We start from the raw sequence: 16990 nt of genomic DNA, 5'->3' as shown, positions 1-16990 counted from the left end.
TGTCTTAACGAAAACAATTTTTTAACAAAATGCCTACTATACAGCAGTTAGTAAGAAACGGCAGAGAACAAATGACTTGGAAGTCTAAGTCACCCGCTTTGGATTCATGTCCGCAGCGTCGTGGCGTTTGTACTCGTGTTTATACTACGACCCCCAAAAAGCCTAACTCAGCACTTCGTAAAGTTGCTCGTGTTCGCTTAACAAATCAAAAAGAAGTCAACGCCTACATCCCAGGTGAAGGACACAACTTACAAGAACACTCAATCGTATTGATTCGTGGTGGTCGTGTGAAAGACCTTCCCGGTGTACGTTATCACATTGTTCGTGGTGCATTAGATACCGCAGGTGTGGCAAGTCGCAAGCAGAGCCGTTCAAAGTATGGTACAAAACGTCCTAAACCAGGTCAAGTTGCAGCACCAGTAAAAGGCAAAGGCGGCGGTAAGAAAAAGTAATTTCCAGTTGAAAGTTTTCGGTTAATTCCTAAATAACTTAGCAACAGGGTAGTAATCTTGATTCTGAAAGTATTCGAAACAAGGTGAATTAGTTTTCTAAAAACGAAACCTTATTTATTTTAAAAAATGAGAAAATCAAAACCAAAAAAGCGGTATGTCCTTCCTGATCCAAAGTTCAGAGATGTAACCGTAACAAAATTTGTAAATAATTTAATGTATGACGGGAAGAAAAGTACCTCATACAGCATATTCTACGGTGCTTTAGAATTAGTTGAAGCTCGTACGAAAGAAAATGGACTTGAATTGTGGAAAAAAGCATTGGCTAATGTTATGCCAACTGTTGAGGTAAAGAGCCGCCGTGTAGGTGGAGCTACTTTCCAAGTACCACAAGAAGTACGTGCTGACCGTAAACAGTCGGTAGGTATGAAATGGTTAATCAGTTATTCACGTAAGCGTGGTGAAAAAACCATGACTGAGCGTTTGGCAGGTGAGATTATCGCCGCTGCCAAAGGTGAAGGTGCAGCCGTGAAGAAAAAAGATGATACGCACAGAATGGCAGAAGCTAACAAAGCATTCTCGCACTTTAGATTCTAATTTTTCTGAAGATTCTATTTATACAAAAATGCAAATACTGAAAATTAGAGTCGTCTTGAATATCAAGTAACTGTAATAGTATTTTGTAGTAAAGCACCCCGAGAACTGACTAAATGTCGAGATTTCGGGGTGTTTTGTTTTAATATTGCTAAAATGTATAAAATTCAGCTTTTGAATGATGATTTTTACTGAAAATTGGCATAAACAAATCACCAAAGGTGTTAATCAAACAAATGAAGGCTCTGCTTATTGGAAACAATTGCCTTGGTTGGAAGAGTAATTTGACTTAATTACACCCAAATAACTTTTTCCGAAACATCAAATAGTCTAAGGTTTGTACTCTGCAAAGAGACTAATCCTATCAATTTATTAAATATTTCTATCAACTTGATAGGATATTACTATATTTGTGATAGAATTATTAAAAAAAATGAAAGCATTAAGACAACACAAAATTGTAGGAATTATTTTACAAAACAGCCCAATTGGTATCTCAGAAATACTTGGTATTTTAGATGAAAATATTTCTGTACCAACCCTCAACAGGGAGCTTGCAAAATTAAAGGAAACCCAAATAATTCAAACAATTGGCAATGGTCCAAGTCTGAAATATGTCATTAGCTTTGAAAATTTATTAACTTTCCCAATTAATATTGAATCGTTTTTTAATTTGGACGTTGATGAAAGAAAAATTATCGAAAGATTTAATATCAATGTATTTGACCAAATCCGAGATGTTCAAATATTTAGTGAGCAAGAAATGAAATTGTTAAATTCGATTAGTAAACAATTTCAAGATAAAGTCAAAAACCTCACGGAAGGACAATTTAGAAAAGAATTTGAGCGATTGATGATAGAATTGTCTTGGAAATCGTCGCAAATAGAAGGAAACACTTATGATTTATTAGATACCGAACAACTTCTTAAATTTAATATTGAGTCAGCTTTGCATACCAAAGAAGAAGCTCAGATGCTGCTCAATCATAAAATAGTCATTGAATATACTTATCAAAACCGTGATTTATATGAACAGTTAAGCATTGCCAAAATAATAGACATACACACTTTGGTTACTCAGAAAATGGGGATTTTAAAAAATCCACGAAAAAGAATGGTGCGTATTACAGGTACAAAATACTTGCCGCCCGACAATGAGTTTATTATAGAAGAAGCCTTAGCGAAACTTTGTGAATTGATAAATAACAAAGAGAATGTTTTTGAAAAAGCATTTTTGTCTATTCTTTTGGTGAGTTATATTCAACCTTTTGAAGATGGAAACAAACGTACAGCCCGCTTAACAGGAAATGCCATTTTGATGAATTCGAATGCATGCCCTTTGTCATACCGAAGCGTAAATCCTGCTGAATATAAAAAAGCGGTGCTACTTTTTTATGAGCTTAATAACATCTCCGCCTTCAAAGAAATATTCATCAACCAATATCGCTTTGCTGTTGAAAATTATTTTTAAGCATTACGCAAAGCCTATTCTCTGATGCCGTTTTAAAAACGGCTGACACACCGACTGATTAAAACAATCAGCCAAAACTCTCATTATTATTTACTAAAATTAAGATGAAAAGATTTTCCCTACAAAATCTCCCTAATAACCTTCCCACTTACATCAGTCAATCTAAAATTTCTACCTTGAAAAGGAAAGGTGAATTTTTCGTGGTCAAAGCCCATGATGTGCATAATGGTTGCCTGTAAATCATGGATATGCGTTTTTCCTTTGATGCCATAATAGCCAATTTCGTCAGTTTCGCCGTGCGAATAGCCTTTTTTAATTCCTGCACCTGCCATAAACATCGTAAAAGCATCAACATGGTGGTCTCGACCCTTGAAAGGCGTATTATTATCGCCCGCACGGTTTTCCATCATGGGCGTTCTGCCAAACTCTCCGCCCCAAACAATGAGCGTTTCGTCGAGCAAACCTCTTTGTTTCAAATCTTTGATTAATGCCGTGATTGCTTTATCGACATATTGTACATTTCTGCGTAAACCAATATCTACGCCACTGCCTGCATCTGTGCCGTGATTGTCCCAGCGGCGGTCGAAAAGCTGCACTACACGCACGCCTTTTTCAATCAATTTTCTCGCTAAAAGGCAATTATTGGCAAAAGTCGCCTTTCCTTTTTCTGTACAATACATTTCATGAATATAGTCTGGTTCGTCCGAAATATCCATTGTTTCAGGCACTTCGGTTTGCATTCTGAATGCCATTTCGTACTGCGAAATGCGTGTCAGAGTTTCTGGGTCGCCAATTTCATCGTAAGTCAATTCATTGATTTTATTAATCGTTTCGATAGATTTTTGTCGCATCAACGAATCAATTTCACCAGGATTATTGATATACAAAACTGGGTCGCCCTTCGAACGGCACTGCACACCTTGATAAACCGAAGGCAAAAAGCCATTTCCCCACAAATATTTTCCTGCACTTGGCTCCGAACCAGAAACTAAAACCATGTATGCAGGCATATTCTGATTTTCAGAACCTAAACCATAAGTTATCCACGAACCCAAACTTGGTCGCCCAACCCTCGCACTACCCGTGTGCATAAATAACTGTGCAGGGGCATGATTAAACTCGTCGGTGTGCATGGCTTTCAAGAAAGTCAGCTCATCGGCTAATTGTGGCAAATGCTGAAAATAGTCAGAAAACCAAGCTCCCGATTGCCCATATTGCTGAAAACTTGCCTGTGGGCCGAGCATTTTAGGCACACCTTTAATAAACGCAAAACGTTTTCCTTCCAAAAGTGATTGGGGACAAAGTTGTCCATCCAATTTTGCTAATTCAGGTTTATAATCAAAAAGTTCTAATTGCGATGGAGCTCCTTCCATGTGAAGAAAAATAATATTCTTAGCTTTTGCAGGAAAATGTGGTGGTTTTACGGCAAAAGGATTTTCGTCAATTATAGAATGACCACTGTTTCCTAAACAACCACCCAAAATAGATGAAATAGCTAAACCACCCAAACCAGAAGTACATTTTTTGAGAAAATGACGGCGAGTATTAAATTTTGCTTCATTAAAAAAAGCCTCTTCAAAAACGGATGTTCTTTTCATTTTGTTAAAAATTCGTCTAAATTCATCATGGCATTGGCGGTGAGCGTAAAGGCAAAATATTCTGGATTTTCTTTCTTTTTACGCTTCAAATCTAACAAAGCTTCTTGAAAAAGCTGCGTCAAAAGCATTGTTTTTTGCTTATTTGGATACTTTTGGAAAATTGAATGATAGCCAGCATTTATTTTGTCTTCAACTTTAGTGGACTTTGTTTTTGCCATTAATAAGGCAATGTTTTGAGCAGCGGCATAATTAACAGTATCGTTCAAAGCAGTCAGAGCTTGTAAAGGAGTGTTGGTTCGGATGCGTCGAGAACTACAAACATTTCGTTGCGGACTGTCAAAAGTAATCATTGAAGGATAAGGGTTTGTGCGTCGCCAATAGGTATAAATAGCTCTGCGATATTGATTTTCTTTCGATTCTCTTCGCCAAGCTCCATCGGTTGGATTGGGTGGACGAACACTTGGACCATACATTTTTAAGTTTAGTAAATTGCTTACACTCAGCACTTGGTCACGCATTTGTTCGGACGAAAGTCTGACCCTCGGCCCACGAGCCAAAAGCAAATTTCTCGGGTCGTGTTCTTGTAATTCTTTAGAAATAATAGCCGATTGCCTGTAAGTTGCCGACATCACCATTGTTTTCAACAGCATTTTTACGCTCCATTTTTGCTCATTCATAAAGCTGACTGCCAGCCAATCTAATAATTCCGAATGCGTTGGTTTTGCTCCCATACTGCCAAAATCCTCTAAAGATTCTACCAAACCGATACCAAAAAGCTGTTCCCAAAAACGATTAACAATAACACGTGCCGTTAAAGGGTTTTCTTGACTGACCAACCATTTGGCTAAATCAAGGCGAGTTTTGTTGGCATTTTGTATTTTTGGCAATGATTTTGGTACATTTGGTTGTACTTCATTGCCTTTTAATAGCCAATTTCCTCTTGTGAAAACGTGCATTTTTCTTGCCCTTGACGCAGGTCTTTCTGCCATAATTGGTGTAGGAATCGCCTCCATTTCGGCGAGTTTCATTAAAGAATCTTGAAATGCTTTTGGTGAAGAGTTTCTAATAGAATGAGTCGATTTTAATTCCATCCAATCCAAATGAATCAAATCTGTCCAAAAGTTTTTGCCTTTTCTATAAACCAAGAAAACATCATGAATCCCCTTGGTTGGCTTTACTTTTCCTGTTGAATTGGCATATCCACTCCACCTCGACCAACCCGAATTAACTTCTGTTTCACTGCATTTTGTTTCAACGTTGCTTATTAATTCGCCATCAACTTTATCAATTCGCATTTCAATAAACGAATTTTCTGCTCCACTTTGGTAGCGGTAATTTACTTCGTTGATATTGGTCAAATCTATATCCTCATAAACTGTAAAAGCACCTTCAGTTGTTTGCATAATTTCCTTTTGGTTATTCCAAAGTTCAATATGCCGACTCGTGCTATCAAATGCTTCCGCTTCTATGCGGTAAAAACCTGTTTTTCTTAGAAAATTTTGCCTTTTATCATCTAGTAAAATACTTTTTGATTCATCAACTTTCACAGGAAGTTTTTGCTGCAACCAAGTCAGCAATTGATTCACTTCTTTCTCTTTGGCTTTGGTAAATGTTCTAAAAAGAGGCTTTTCGTTATACAAATCTCGGTCTTGAGTATTATTGAAAAAAGCAGCTAATTGATAAAACTCTTCATGCCGAAATGGGTCATACGGGTGGCTATGGCACTGCACACACGCCATTGTTGTGCCTTGCCAAACCTCCATAGTAGTCGAAACTCGGTCAATCAATGCCATGTTTCTAAACTCTTCGTCATTGGTTCCACCTTCATCGTTTGCCATTGTATTTCGATGAAAAGCAGTCGCAATCAATCTATTTTCAAGGATTTCGGTAGATTCTTTTGAAGAATGGGGCAACAAATCACCAGCTAATTGCTCGACTGTAAACTGGTCGAAAGGCATATCTTTGTTGAAAGCCTGAATCACCCAATCACGGTATTTCCAAATGCTTCGGTCGAGGTCTTTTTCGTAGCCTTTCGAGTCGGCATAACGAGCCAAATCAAGCCACATTGCCGCCCAGCGTTCGCCAAAGGCAGGAGATTTTAAAAGTCTATCAATCTGTTTTTCGTAAGCATTGGGGGAAGAATCTTTAATAAAATTGGCAGTTTCTTGCGAAGAAGGAGGTAAGCCAACCAAATCTAAACTCAAGCGGCGAAGTAAAGTAGTTTTATCTGCTTGGTCTGAAGGTTTAAAACCTTCTTTTTTTAATCTTTCAAAAACGAAATTATCAATGCCATTGACCGCCCATTTTTCACCAATATTTGGGGGAGAAATATTCTTGTTCGGCTTAATGTACGACCAATGGTCTTCCCATTTTGCACCTTCATTTATCCATTGTTCAATTTTGCTTATTTCTTCGTCGCTCAAAGGTTCTTTCTCTTTGGGCATTCGTTCTTCCACATCATGGGCTTTTAGCCGCTTGACCAATTCTGAATTTTTGGCATCATAAGGAATAATAGCATATTTTCCTGACTTTGCTTTTGAATATGCCTCTTCAGGAAATAGTAAACTGAAATTTCCATTTTTCTTTACTCCACCATGGCAAACGATACATTTTTTATTGAAAATAGGACGAATATCTTCATTATAGCTTATTTTTTCTTTCTTAAAGTTTAAAAATAAAAAAATAGCTACTATCGGTATTGTGAAAATGATAATCCATTTGATACTGGAAGAAGTCATAAATAGCCGATTTTGAAAATGTATAATTTCAATAATTTTTTGCACTAATATAACTAATATTTATGGATTTATTAAATTTTTTTAATAAATTTGATGAATATCATGAAGCAAATAAAAACTTAATTTATAGTTTTTTCAACCCTATTTTCTTAAAAACAATGAATCAAAATAATGATAAAATTACTCGCCGAGATTTTGTCGGTAAAGCAGCTACCGTTGTTGGTAGTTTTCTAATTGTACCAAGATTTGTGCTTGGTGGAAAAAGACCTGACGGCTCGAAATACCTTGCACCAAGTGATATTATTTCATTAGGTTTTATAGGAACCGGCAAACAAGGGCGTGGACTAACTTCTTCATTTTTGAGTACCAATGAGGCTCGAATTGTAGCCATAAGTGAAGTTTATCAAGCAAAAACGCAATTAGCTTTGGACAGAATAAAAACCCATTATGAGAAAAACATCCAATTAGGTGCTTATTCGGCAATTCCAGTTTATTCCGATTTTAGAGAATTATTAGCTCGAAAAGATGTAGATGCAGTTGTAATTGCAGCTCCTGACCACTGGCATGCTGCAATGGCGGTGCGTGCTGCCGAAGCAGGGAAAGACATTTATTGCGAAAAACCACTTGCCTTGACCGTGAAAGAAGGTCGAGCGATGGTGAATGCTGCCCGTAAGAATAATCGAGTGTTTCAGACAGGAAGTATGCAACGCTCTTGGCCTGAGTTTCGACAAGCTGCCGAACTGATTCGTAATGGTTACATTGGCGAAGTGAAAAGTATCAAAGTAAATGTTGGGCCACCACCAAAACCTTATGATTTATCTGCCGAGTCGATTCCAGAAGGTTTGGATTGGAATAAATGGCTTGGGCCAAATGAATTTAAACCTTTTAACTCGGAACTTGCTCCGCCAATATCAAAAGATGTTTTTCCAAATTGGAGAAATTACCGAGAATTTGGTGGAGGTATGGTAACTGATTGGGGAGCTCACATGTTTGATATTGTGCAATGGGCATTAGACATGGATAGCAGTGGCCCAGTTGAAGTAATTGCTCCTGATGGCAAAGAACATCCGTTTTTGACTTATAAATATGAAAATGGTATTACAATGACGCACGAAAAATGGGACTGGAATAATGCCATTCATTTTATCGGAACGGAGGGTGAAATCAAAATTCAACGCAAGAAAATTGAAACAACGCCTGTTTCTCTTGCCACGAAAGTTATAGGAGAAACAGAAAAACACGTTTATAAAAGCGAAAATCATTACAAAGACTTTCTGGATGCGATGCGTAAACGTAGTAAACCTATTTGTGATGTAGAAATTGGACACCGAACAGCCTCTGTTTGTAATATTGGAAACATTGCCTATCGTTTAAATCGCTCTTTAAAATGGAATCCTAAAAAAGAAAAGTTTTTGAATGACAAAGAAGCCAATGCTATGTTAGGAAGACCAATGTTAAATGAATGGGCAATAAAAATTTAGAGAATTAATAACTACTTAATCAAAAACACATTTTCTCGAAGAATGATTTGAGAAAATGTGTTTATAGTTTCTACTTCGTCTTATTTTTCAATATCAAAAGTCCACTTCCTTCTTTCCAAGCTTGGTCGAAACCTGCGGGGAATGGTGCAACAGGGTGGCTTCCCAGCACAATATCAATATCTCCATCATTGTCCAAATCGGCGGCATCCATAACATTCCATCGCCCTAAATGATTGATTTTGAGTGTCTTCTGAGCAAATTTATTGCCTTCATTTTCAAGATATATAAAACCTTCTAAGGGACGTTTTGTTACATCAGGAAACATCGAAATGACTGCTAAGTCGAGGTCTCCATCAGCATCAAAATCTCTTGGAATAGCTCGGTATGAGCCATTTTGATAGAAAAAATGACTTTGTTTAAATCGTAGCGACGAACCGTTCAAACTTCCATTATTCGTAAAAATATAAATGCCATGATAAGGCTTTAAAACTGTTGAAAAGTCGGCATTATCGCCAGCGGTATAAACAATATCTAAGTTTCCATCATTGTTCATGTCTGCCAACTCAAACGAACTCGAACCATAGCTTGGTGGAAATCGGAGTAATTGTTTTTCTTCAAATTGTAGCGTCGAACCGTTTACACTGCCTTTGTTTTTATAGAATACAATTCGCTCATCTCCTTGTGCAAATTGTGCGATAATATCTAATTTTTTATCACTATCTAAATCAACAATGATTGTTTTGATTGCCCCAACGGTTTCGCTCAAAATTTGTTCCTGAAAAATTCCTTTTTTGTCTTTGTTCCAAACACTTAGTTTTCCTTTGATGAAGCCATATTCGCAGCTAATTAGTTCATTATCAATATCTTTATCAAGGTTTGCCTCTAAAACTTGCGTCGGACGATTGAGGTTTGGCAATAACTTTTGAACAACTTTATACGTATTGTTAGTAATTGAAGACCGCTCGGCATAACCATTTATTTCGGGGTTTGGTTGAGTTGTTGAACCAATGTAAGTAAGCAAATATTGTTGCTTTTTTGCTTCCGAAAAATTAATATTTGAAATGGCATTTTGTTTTTGAATCGACTGAATAGGTGTTCCATTTTTGTCAGTTACCCAGAGTGTTTTATTCGCTTGGTCGCCCGCAATAATTCGTTGATTTTGGGTATCAATTCCAATTGCTGTAAAATTTGGAAGCGTCCCTTTTGGCAGTTTAGCATTGATTGTATTTATCTCAAAAAGTCCCGTCAATTCTTCCAATTCGGTGGCTTTGGGCAAATTTAGTTTTTCAGGAGCATTTTTCAGATAATACTTTTTTATTTTTTCCCAATCTCTATCATCAATCATTTGGTTGGTTGGTTGCAAAACAATATTATCAGAAATTGGTTTTTTGAGGTTTACAATTTCTCTTTTTACACCCAAATAAATCGCCATATTAGGCAAAGTACCAAACTGCCAAACATTTTTAGGCAAAAGACTTGGTTCAGGAAACTGATGGCAACTTGCACAATAAACTTTTGCTAGTTTTTCGCCTTCTTCCTCATCATTGGGTTTACAACTTAACAATATTAGCCCAATACCACTAATGAAGAATAAACTCTTAAGAAAAAGGTTTAAATATATGATTTTCATCTTTAGAGGTTGTTTAAGTTTTTTGGTTTTGGCTTAAAATGTACCTTTTTAAATTACTCTTCGTTCAAAAAAGGCTCATTTTGCTCGCAAAATTTCACTTTTTCAACCTTGATTAAGTTAAAAAAGTATCATTTTTTACCAGCAAAAAAAAACAGAAACAACCTCTTAAAGTCCTTCCATTGTAGAGAGGGGATTTAGGGTGAAGTAAATGGGGTTGGTTCTATAGGATTCTCTTAAAAACCTGCATTTTGGCGTTATTTCTAACTACAAAATACAATTTTCCTTTTGGAGTATTAACGATTTTAATATCTCGTACATCACCTTCTTGCAAGAAACCGCTATCGGTAGGAACGATAGCTTTGAATCGAGGCGACGAACCGTTTCCTTTACCATTGCCTTTCAGAATTAAACCATAGGAGGCGTCATATTGAGCTTGATACATGCTTGCTCCTCTAAAATTTCCGCCTAAAATAACATCCATATTGCCGTCATTATCAACGTCTTCGCTAAACATGGTCATAATTTTAGAAACTTGAGCCAAATTTGGCAAAGGCGATAATTTGAAGGTCTTATTACTCAAATTTTCGAGATAAACGGACTCAAAAGTATTGACAAGTTTTTCATCGGCATCTTCCAATTGTTTTTTGGTAAAAATTTCGTCAATGGTTTTTCCTGCAAAATCTTTATAAGTAGTGAATTTTCTGTTGATAATGCCTGGAATTTGCTTCCCCATTTCGTCCTTTCCATTGACAGGAAACCAACGTGCGTTGCCACTCGGATTACTTTTGCTATATGCCAAAATATGGTCTTTGGCTTTATTGTCATCAATGTCTTTGATGAGCATTTTTAGTTTTCCACCTTCTTCTTTTCTGAATTTGGTATTTGTGCCTAAGTTTCCTACTATTAAATCAATATCACCATCTTTGTCATAATCTGCCGCCGTGATTCCTCGCCAAAAACCAGTAAAATCACCTAAATTATTATCAAATTGCTTGAATTTCCCATTGTCATTTTCAAACATTTTAATCGACATCCAATCGCCTACAACTGTTAGGTCTTGGTCGCCATCTTTGTCTAAGTCCGCCCAAATTGCATCGGTAGTCATACCTGCCAGTCGAAGTTCTGGAGCAATTGTTGTTGTTAAATCTTTAAATCGTGGCGACGAACCGTTTCCTTTTCCATCATTTACTAAAAGATAAGAGCGGGGCGATTGGCCGTAAGAATATCCAACAACTCGTCCTCCTACAAATAAATCAATGTCGCCATCATTATCAAAATCGCAAGGTTTTACGCAAGATTTATTGTCGAACATTTCGGGAAGCGAATTAAGCGACTTTGAGAAGTTTCCCTTGCCGTCATTTATATAAAGTCTGTCGAATTGCTGAGGCATTTGGTCATAAAATTCATTTCCGCCAGACACCACGTACAAATCTTGGTCTTTGTCGCCGTCGGCATCAAAAAACAAAGCATCGACATCTTCCATGAGAGAATCTTCTTGAAAAACAGCTTGCTTACTTAATACAAATCCATTGCCTTTTTGAAGATAAAGTTCACCTGCTTGATACTTTGCTCCACCCACATAAAAGTCCTCTAAACCATCGCCATTCACATCTCCTACCGCCATTTTTGGTCCTTCAATCGAAACCTTAAAAGGTATCAATGACTCACGATTAAAATCGAAATAGGTATTTTCTTTATGAACGTAAGGTATATTTATTTCAGTGGTATTTTCGACAAAAGAGGCTTTCGCTGGCACAAAAAACTGGAAATCACCTACCTTTATTTTCGCATTATTTTCATCCAAAGTCAAAGTCGTATTGATTGTTGGATTCTTGATAATTTCGACCATTTGGTTTTCCCAAATCACAATCATTGTATCAACCTTGGCAAGTTTTCCGATGCCAAAAATCAAGGAAGGTTCGACCGAACTCATAAACCCACGTGTGGGCATCATTTGCTGCAACTGCTCTCCATCGGTGGTTTTAAGAATAACTTTTGCCCCAATTCCGAAGGTGTTTTTGTCATTTCCTTTAAATTTTACTTTTACATAATTATTCTTTAAAAGTTGGCGGCTATTGTTGAGATAAATTGCTGAAGGCTCATTTAAGTTGTTGGTAACCAAGTCCAAATCGCCATCGTTATCTAAATCGGCATAGACCGAACCGTTCGAAATGCCATTTTCTTCAAAACCCCAAACCGTTGATTTATCTTGAAAACGTAACTCTTTTGTGCCTTTGTATAGGTAATTGTGCCACTTTCCACTTGGCATTTTGTCCATTGCTTCTTGATCGAGTTTGGCTGAAGTTGGCAAATTAAAGTGGAGAGAATCGGCAGCGATAAATTTCAAATAATCTAGGTCATTTGGTCTTCTTAAGATTCCGTTAGAAATAAAAATATCTTTTATACCATCGCCATCATAATCTGCCAAAAGTGTACTCCAACTCCAATCCGTTGCCATTACGCCCGCCATTGGAGCAATATCGCTGAATCGTTTTCCGCCCATGTTCAACTGCAAGCAATTGCGAGAATATTGATTGAAATAGCCAAATTGAAGTTTGTAGAGATAAATATCGAGCGGGTCTTCGCCAACTGATGATTTTTCAACTTTTTCATCTTCCGGATACATGTCCAAAGTCATTAAATCTTGAAAACCATCATTATTAATGTCGGCAATATCAGACCCCATCGAAAAACGACTTAAATGATTGAAATGCTCTTTGACTTCCTCGCTATATGTGCCATTTTTTTGATTGATATAATAATAATCATCTTCATGAAAATCGTTACTTACATAAATATCCAGCCAGCCATCATTATTCAAATCAGCAACCGAAATACCCAAACCATAGCCCATTGCCGCTTGATAAATGCCAGCTTCTTTACTAATGTCTTTAAATTTTCCGTTGTCATTTCTGTATAAATAATCGCCCGCCTCATTGTCTTTCAACATTCGGGTGTTTACTCGGTCATACGAACGAGAATTATGTACTGCGTGATTGAGCAAATACATATCCAAATCACCATCTTTATCGAAGTCAAAAAAGGCAGCTTGGGTCGAAAAACCAGTAAAATCTAAGCCATATTCGCTTGATTTTTCCGAGAAAGTAAGGTCCCCATTATTGATATATAATTCATTTGAGCCTTCTAAACCTTTATAATTTCCAACGGCACAAACGTAAATATCGAGCAATCCATCGCCGTTTACGTCTGCCATTGTTACTCCCGTTTTCCAATCAGAAAAGCCACCAATACCTGCTTTTTCAGAAATATCTTCAAATTGAGGTATGCCATTTTTTACTCCTTTATTCAAATAAAGCTTACTTTTGCCTTGATTCGACACAAAAAACAAATCTGTTAGTCCATCATTATTAATATCTCCTGCCGAAACTCCACCACCATTAAAAAAATAGAGATAATCTAAAATATTGAAATCTTTTGTTTCTTTAACGGTATTGGTAAAATCAACTTTTGTGTCGGTCGGCGAAAGTTTTTGAAATAGCTTTACCTCGTTGTTATTTTTATCTGATTTGCAGTTGAACGCAATTATTGGAATGAGTATTATGCTTAAATATTTGACTATCGTTTTCATACAATTTTTACTTTTTAAAACTAAATACTTGTGCATTGTCATTGTTTTTAGCCAAAACAAGCACTTCTCTATTTCCGTTGGTTTTCAGTTTGTACATTTTTCGTACTTGTCCCATCGTTTTAAAACCAGAATCTTTTGATTTTATAGTTTGAAATTCACCCTTACCGTTTCCTTTCAAGAAAAGTCCATAATTGGCATCAAAACGCCCCCATTCGGGCAGCACATCGAAAAAGTTTCCTGCTAAAACAATATCCAAAATACCATCTTTGTCAAAATCCTCTGTTTCAATGGCTGCAATTGGCGAAAACTGAGCTTCATAAGGCAATGCTTTTAATGCAAAATTACCTTTGCCATCATTGATTAAAAATGACGATTTTGTTGTAACGATTTTTTTCTCAATGCCATCTTTCATTTGCTCTTCTGAGAAGAGTTCGGAAATGGTTTTGTTGGCGTAGTCGGTATATTTAATGAATTTTTTCTTTATCATTGGTAAGGCTCTTTGTAGTTCACCTTTCAAAACCATTGGGTATGTTTTTCCATCTTCAGTAATGCACGAAATAATTTGCTCAGTAGTGCCATTTTTATCAAAATCATTGACATTTAATATGGCAGGGTTTTGCACAGAAGTTTTCAATTTTGTGTTATCACCCATATTGCCAACGATGAAATCTATATCGCCATCGCCATCAATATCTGCTGGTTTAAGGCAATTCCATAAGCCTTCTGAATCTTTGATGGTTTCTTTCAACGTCAGCGTTCTGCCTCTTTCATTCTTGAAAACAACAATTCCGCCCCAATCTTGTGTAATTACCAAATCCAAAAAACCATCTTTATCAATATCTACCCATTCGGCGTCTGTTACCATGCCCAATTCATTGATTTGAGGCATATATCGCTTCGATTGATTTTTGAAATTTCCTGTACCATCATTTATGTAGAAATTGCTGGTGGGATTCATGCCATATTTGCCCGAAATCATTCTTGACCCAACAAATAAGTCTTGGTCGCCGTCTTTGTCAAAATCGCCAGCGGTTACGCATGAACCATTTTCAAAAATTGAAGGGAAACGAATATCTCGCTTGAAATTACCTTTACCATCATTGAGGTACAGCAAATCATGCAATTCAGGAGCATTGACTTCAAATTCGTTGCTACCCGTAACGATAAACAAATCAAGGTCATTGTCTTTGTCAGCATCAAAAAATAGAGCATCGGTATTTTCGGTTGTTACATCCATGCCAAAATCTATTTGTTTCGACTCAACAAACTTCCCGTTTTTCTGCTGAATATAAAGTTGTTTTACCTGACCAGTTGCTCCACCCATATAAACATCATCTAAACCATCGCTGTTTACATCTCCAACTGCCATTGCCGGCCCTTGTGTAGAATATTTTTGTTTCAAAAGCACATCACGATCATAATCTTGAAACTTACTTTCTTGATGCGTATAAGTGAGCGTATTTGAAGTAATATCGCTGAATAAGAGACTTTTAGTAGAAATCGTTTCTTTGAAAACCTGATTGGCATTTTTATAATCTAAAGTAAGTGTTTGGTCAACTTTTGGGTTTTTGATGACCTCCATTTTATCATCAGTCCAAATTATTTTTAAGGAATCAATCGTGCTTTTCTCACCCAAGCCAAAGACCATTTGATGGTCGCTCGACGATTGAAAGCCACGATTTGGCATTTGTTGCAAAAGTTTGATTGTACCTTGTTGATATAAAGTAATTTTCGCACCAATACCATTCAAATTCTTGGCAGTTCCTTTGAGTTTTACAGTCAAAAAGTGGTTTTTACTTACTTCATTTGTTTTATTTTTGAAAACGGAAAGCGGAGCATTGACATTATTGACTACCAAATCCAGATCGCCATCATTATCCAAATCACCATAGGCCGCACCATTGGAGAAGCCCGGACCTTCCAGCCCCCAATTTTTCACATTATTGGTAAATTGCAAGTCGCCAGTGTTTTTGTAGGCATAATTTGGAATTGGCACGGAAGAAATCTTATCAATAAACTCTTTTGCATCAAATTTTTTGCCTTCGAGCATTTGTTGCATGGTATTTCTATCTCCCAAAAACTCTACAAAATCTTGGTCGGTTAGGTCTTTGGCAATGCCATTTGCTACGAAAATATCTTTCAAACCATCGTTGTCGATATCAAAAATCAAAGCACCCCAACTCCAATCGGTTGCATGAACGCCCGAAAACTGTCCGATTTCGCTAAATGTACCATCTCCATTATTTAGCTGAAGGTTATTTCTCATGTATTGATGCCAAAAACCTTGCTTCAACTTTAAATCAGCCAAGTTATAGCCTTCAAAAACACTGGTTGTTTTCAATCTTCTGTCGTCTCCAGGCAACATATCTGTTACGAAAATATCAAGATTTCCATCATTGTTTATGTCGGCAATATCTGCCCCCATTGAACTGAGGCTTGTATGAGGCATTTGGTTTTCAAGGTCTTCCTTAAATGTCCCATTTTTTTGATTGATATACAAATAGTCTCGTTCATAGAAATCATTTGAGATATAAACATCTGGCCAATTGTCATTGTTTACATCGCCAATCGTAATACCAAGTCCAAAACCAATCAAACTTCCATAAATTCCAGCTTCCTCCGAAACGTCAGTAAATTGCGGAGTCTCTCCGTTTTTTGGTGTTTCTCCATCGGTAAGTAGGTTATTTTTAAACAATTTAGCTCCCCCCAATTTATCTCTTTGATTTCTTAAATTCTGATAACCCAATTTATCAATAGGCGTAAAGCTATTATTGAGCAAATACATATCTAAATCGCCATCTCGGTCATAGTCAAAAAAAGCAGCGTGTGTCGAAAATCCGCCATCTTCCAAGCCCGCTTCTTTTGCTTTTTCTACAAAAGAGGGTATTCCGTTTTTTATTCCTTGATTAATATATAATTGATTGCCACGTTGGTCTCGACTTCCCGAATTACAGACGTAAATATCCATTAACCCATCGCCATTCACATCAGCAAATGTTACGCCCGTGGACCAGAATTTTTTGCCAACAATCCCCGACTTTACGGTTACGTCCTCAAAGGTCATTTTGCCCTTGTTGAGGTAAAGTTTATTATCTTCAAAGTTAGAAGTTACGAAAATATCCGAAAGTCCGTCGTTATTAACATCGCCAATAGCAACTCCTCCGCCATTATAAAAATTACGGTAATTGAAGATATTGAATTCTTTTTTTTCAAGACTTCTATTCACAAAATCAATACCTGTCTGAGAAGATGGTAAAGATTCAAATAATGTATTTTCTGTTTTTTTGCAGGAAAGAGATAAAAATATACAACATGTAGCCCACAGTATCTTTTTCATCGTTATAGGTTAAAGTAATCGTACAACAAAGATATGTTGTACAATGGTATAAAAAAATAAAAAGGCAGAACCGTTGGGAACTGCCTTTTTAAAAATATTTAAA

At 36.7% G+C, this 16990-nt stretch carries 9 protein-coding genes; 4 read left to right on the top strand and 5 right to left on the bottom strand.

Going from position 1 to position 16990, the window contains the following annotated elements:
- Positions 1-29 precede the first annotated feature (29 nt).
- From rpsL to ACH2CJ_RS11350, 3 genes are all read left to right on the top strand, one after another.
- Positions 30-452, top strand: a complete 423-nt coding sequence (rpsL, locus tag ACH2CJ_RS11360; protein WP_394992923.1) for a 30S ribosomal protein S12 — start codon at positions 30-32, stop codon at positions 450-452.
- Positions 453-578: 126 nt separating this feature from the next.
- Positions 579-1046, top strand: coding sequence for a 30S ribosomal protein S7 (rpsG, locus tag ACH2CJ_RS11355; protein WP_394992922.1), 468 nt, complete (start codon positions 579-581; stop codon positions 1044-1046).
- Between the two features lie 430 nt (positions 1047-1476).
- The gene (locus tag ACH2CJ_RS11350) at positions 1477-2514 is read left to right on the top strand and encodes a Fic family protein (protein WP_394992921.1); all 1038 of its coding nucleotides are present in this window, start codon (positions 1477-1479) and stop codon (positions 2512-2514) included.
- 119 nt (positions 2515-2633) lie between these two features.
- Here ACH2CJ_RS11350 and ACH2CJ_RS11345 read toward each other — a convergent pair whose 3' ends face one another.
- Both ACH2CJ_RS11345 and ACH2CJ_RS11340 read right to left on the bottom strand, forming a co-directional pair.
- Entirely contained in the window at positions 2634-4112 is a 1479-nt protein-coding gene (locus ACH2CJ_RS11345) for a DUF1501 domain-containing protein (RefSeq protein WP_394992920.1), read from the bottom strand.
- Complete coding sequence (locus ACH2CJ_RS11340) at positions 4109-6850, bottom strand: DUF1553 domain-containing protein (RefSeq protein ID WP_394992919.1); 2742 nt, start codon at positions 6848-6850, stop codon at positions 4109-4111. Before ACH2CJ_RS11340 ends, ACH2CJ_RS11345 begins: the two co-directional genes overlap by 4 nt.
- A gap of 158 nt (positions 6851-7008) precedes the next feature.
- Here ACH2CJ_RS11340 and ACH2CJ_RS11335 point away from each other — a divergent pair, with 158 nt between their 5' ends.
- A complete protein-coding gene (locus ACH2CJ_RS11335; RefSeq protein WP_394992918.1) occupies positions 7009-8331 on the top strand; it encodes a Gfo/Idh/MocA family protein in 1323 nt (440 codons plus the stop codon).
- Between the two features lie 70 nt (positions 8332-8401).
- Here ACH2CJ_RS11335 and ACH2CJ_RS11330 read toward each other — a convergent pair whose 3' ends face one another.
- The 3 genes from ACH2CJ_RS11330 to ACH2CJ_RS11320 all read right to left on the bottom strand — a co-directional run bounded on the left by ACH2CJ_RS11330 (position 8402) and on the right by ACH2CJ_RS11320 (position 16887).
- Positions 8402-9961 (bottom strand): FG-GAP repeat domain-containing protein, encoded by a 1560-nt coding sequence (locus ACH2CJ_RS11330; RefSeq protein ID WP_394992917.1) that lies wholly within the window; start codon positions 9959-9961, stop codon positions 8402-8404.
- 220 nt (positions 9962-10181) lie between these two features.
- The gene (locus ACH2CJ_RS11325; protein ID WP_394992916.1) at positions 10182-13550 is read right to left on the bottom strand and encodes a VCBS repeat-containing protein; all 3369 of its coding nucleotides are present in this window, start codon (positions 13548-13550) and stop codon (positions 10182-10184) included.
- A gap of 7 nt (positions 13551-13557) precedes the next feature.
- Positions 13558-16887, bottom strand: coding sequence for a VCBS repeat-containing protein (locus tag ACH2CJ_RS11320; RefSeq protein ID WP_394992915.1), 3330 nt, complete (start codon positions 16885-16887; stop codon positions 13558-13560).
- Between the last annotated feature and the right edge of the window lie 103 nt (positions 16888-16990).

Source organism: Emticicia sp. (genome assembly GCF_043780375.1).
Lineage (GTDB): Bacteria > Bacteroidota > Bacteroidia > Cytophagales > Spirosomataceae > Emticicia.
The sequence above is the reverse complement of the archived record's forward strand: the minus strand, read 5'-3'. Positions and strand labels throughout refer to the sequence as shown.

Bases quoted from the DNA above. Each gene is read 5' to 3' on its own strand.
- rpsL (WP_394992923.1), top strand. From the start codon at position 30: ATGCCTACTATACAGCAGTTAGTAAGAAACGGCAGAGAACAAATGACT.
- rpsG (WP_394992922.1), top strand. From the start codon at position 579: ATGAGAAAATCAAAACCAAAAAAGCGGTATGTCCTTCCTGATCCAAAG.
- ACH2CJ_RS11350 (WP_394992921.1), top strand. From the start codon at position 1,477: ATGAAAGCATTAAGACAACACAAAATTGTAGGAATTATTTTACAAAAC.
- ACH2CJ_RS11345 (WP_394992920.1), bottom strand. From the start codon at position 4,112: ATGAAAAGAACATCCGTTTTTGAAGAGGCTTTTTTTAATGAAGCAAAA.
- ACH2CJ_RS11340 (WP_394992919.1), bottom strand. From the start codon at position 6,850: ATGACTTCTTCCAGTATCAAATGGATTATCATTTTCACAATACCGATA.
- ACH2CJ_RS11335 (WP_394992918.1), top strand. From the start codon at position 7,009: ATGAATCAAAATAATGATAAAATTACTCGCCGAGATTTTGTCGGTAAA.
- ACH2CJ_RS11330 (WP_394992917.1), bottom strand. From the start codon at position 9,961: ATGAAAATCATATATTTAAACCTTTTTCTTAAGAGTTTATTCTTCATT.
- ACH2CJ_RS11325 (WP_394992916.1), bottom strand. From the start codon at position 13,550: ATGAAAACGATAGTCAAATATTTAAGCATAATACTCATTCCAATAATT.
- ACH2CJ_RS11320 (WP_394992915.1), bottom strand. From the start codon at position 16,887: ATGAAAAAGATACTGTGGGCTACATGTTGTATATTTTTATCTCTTTCC.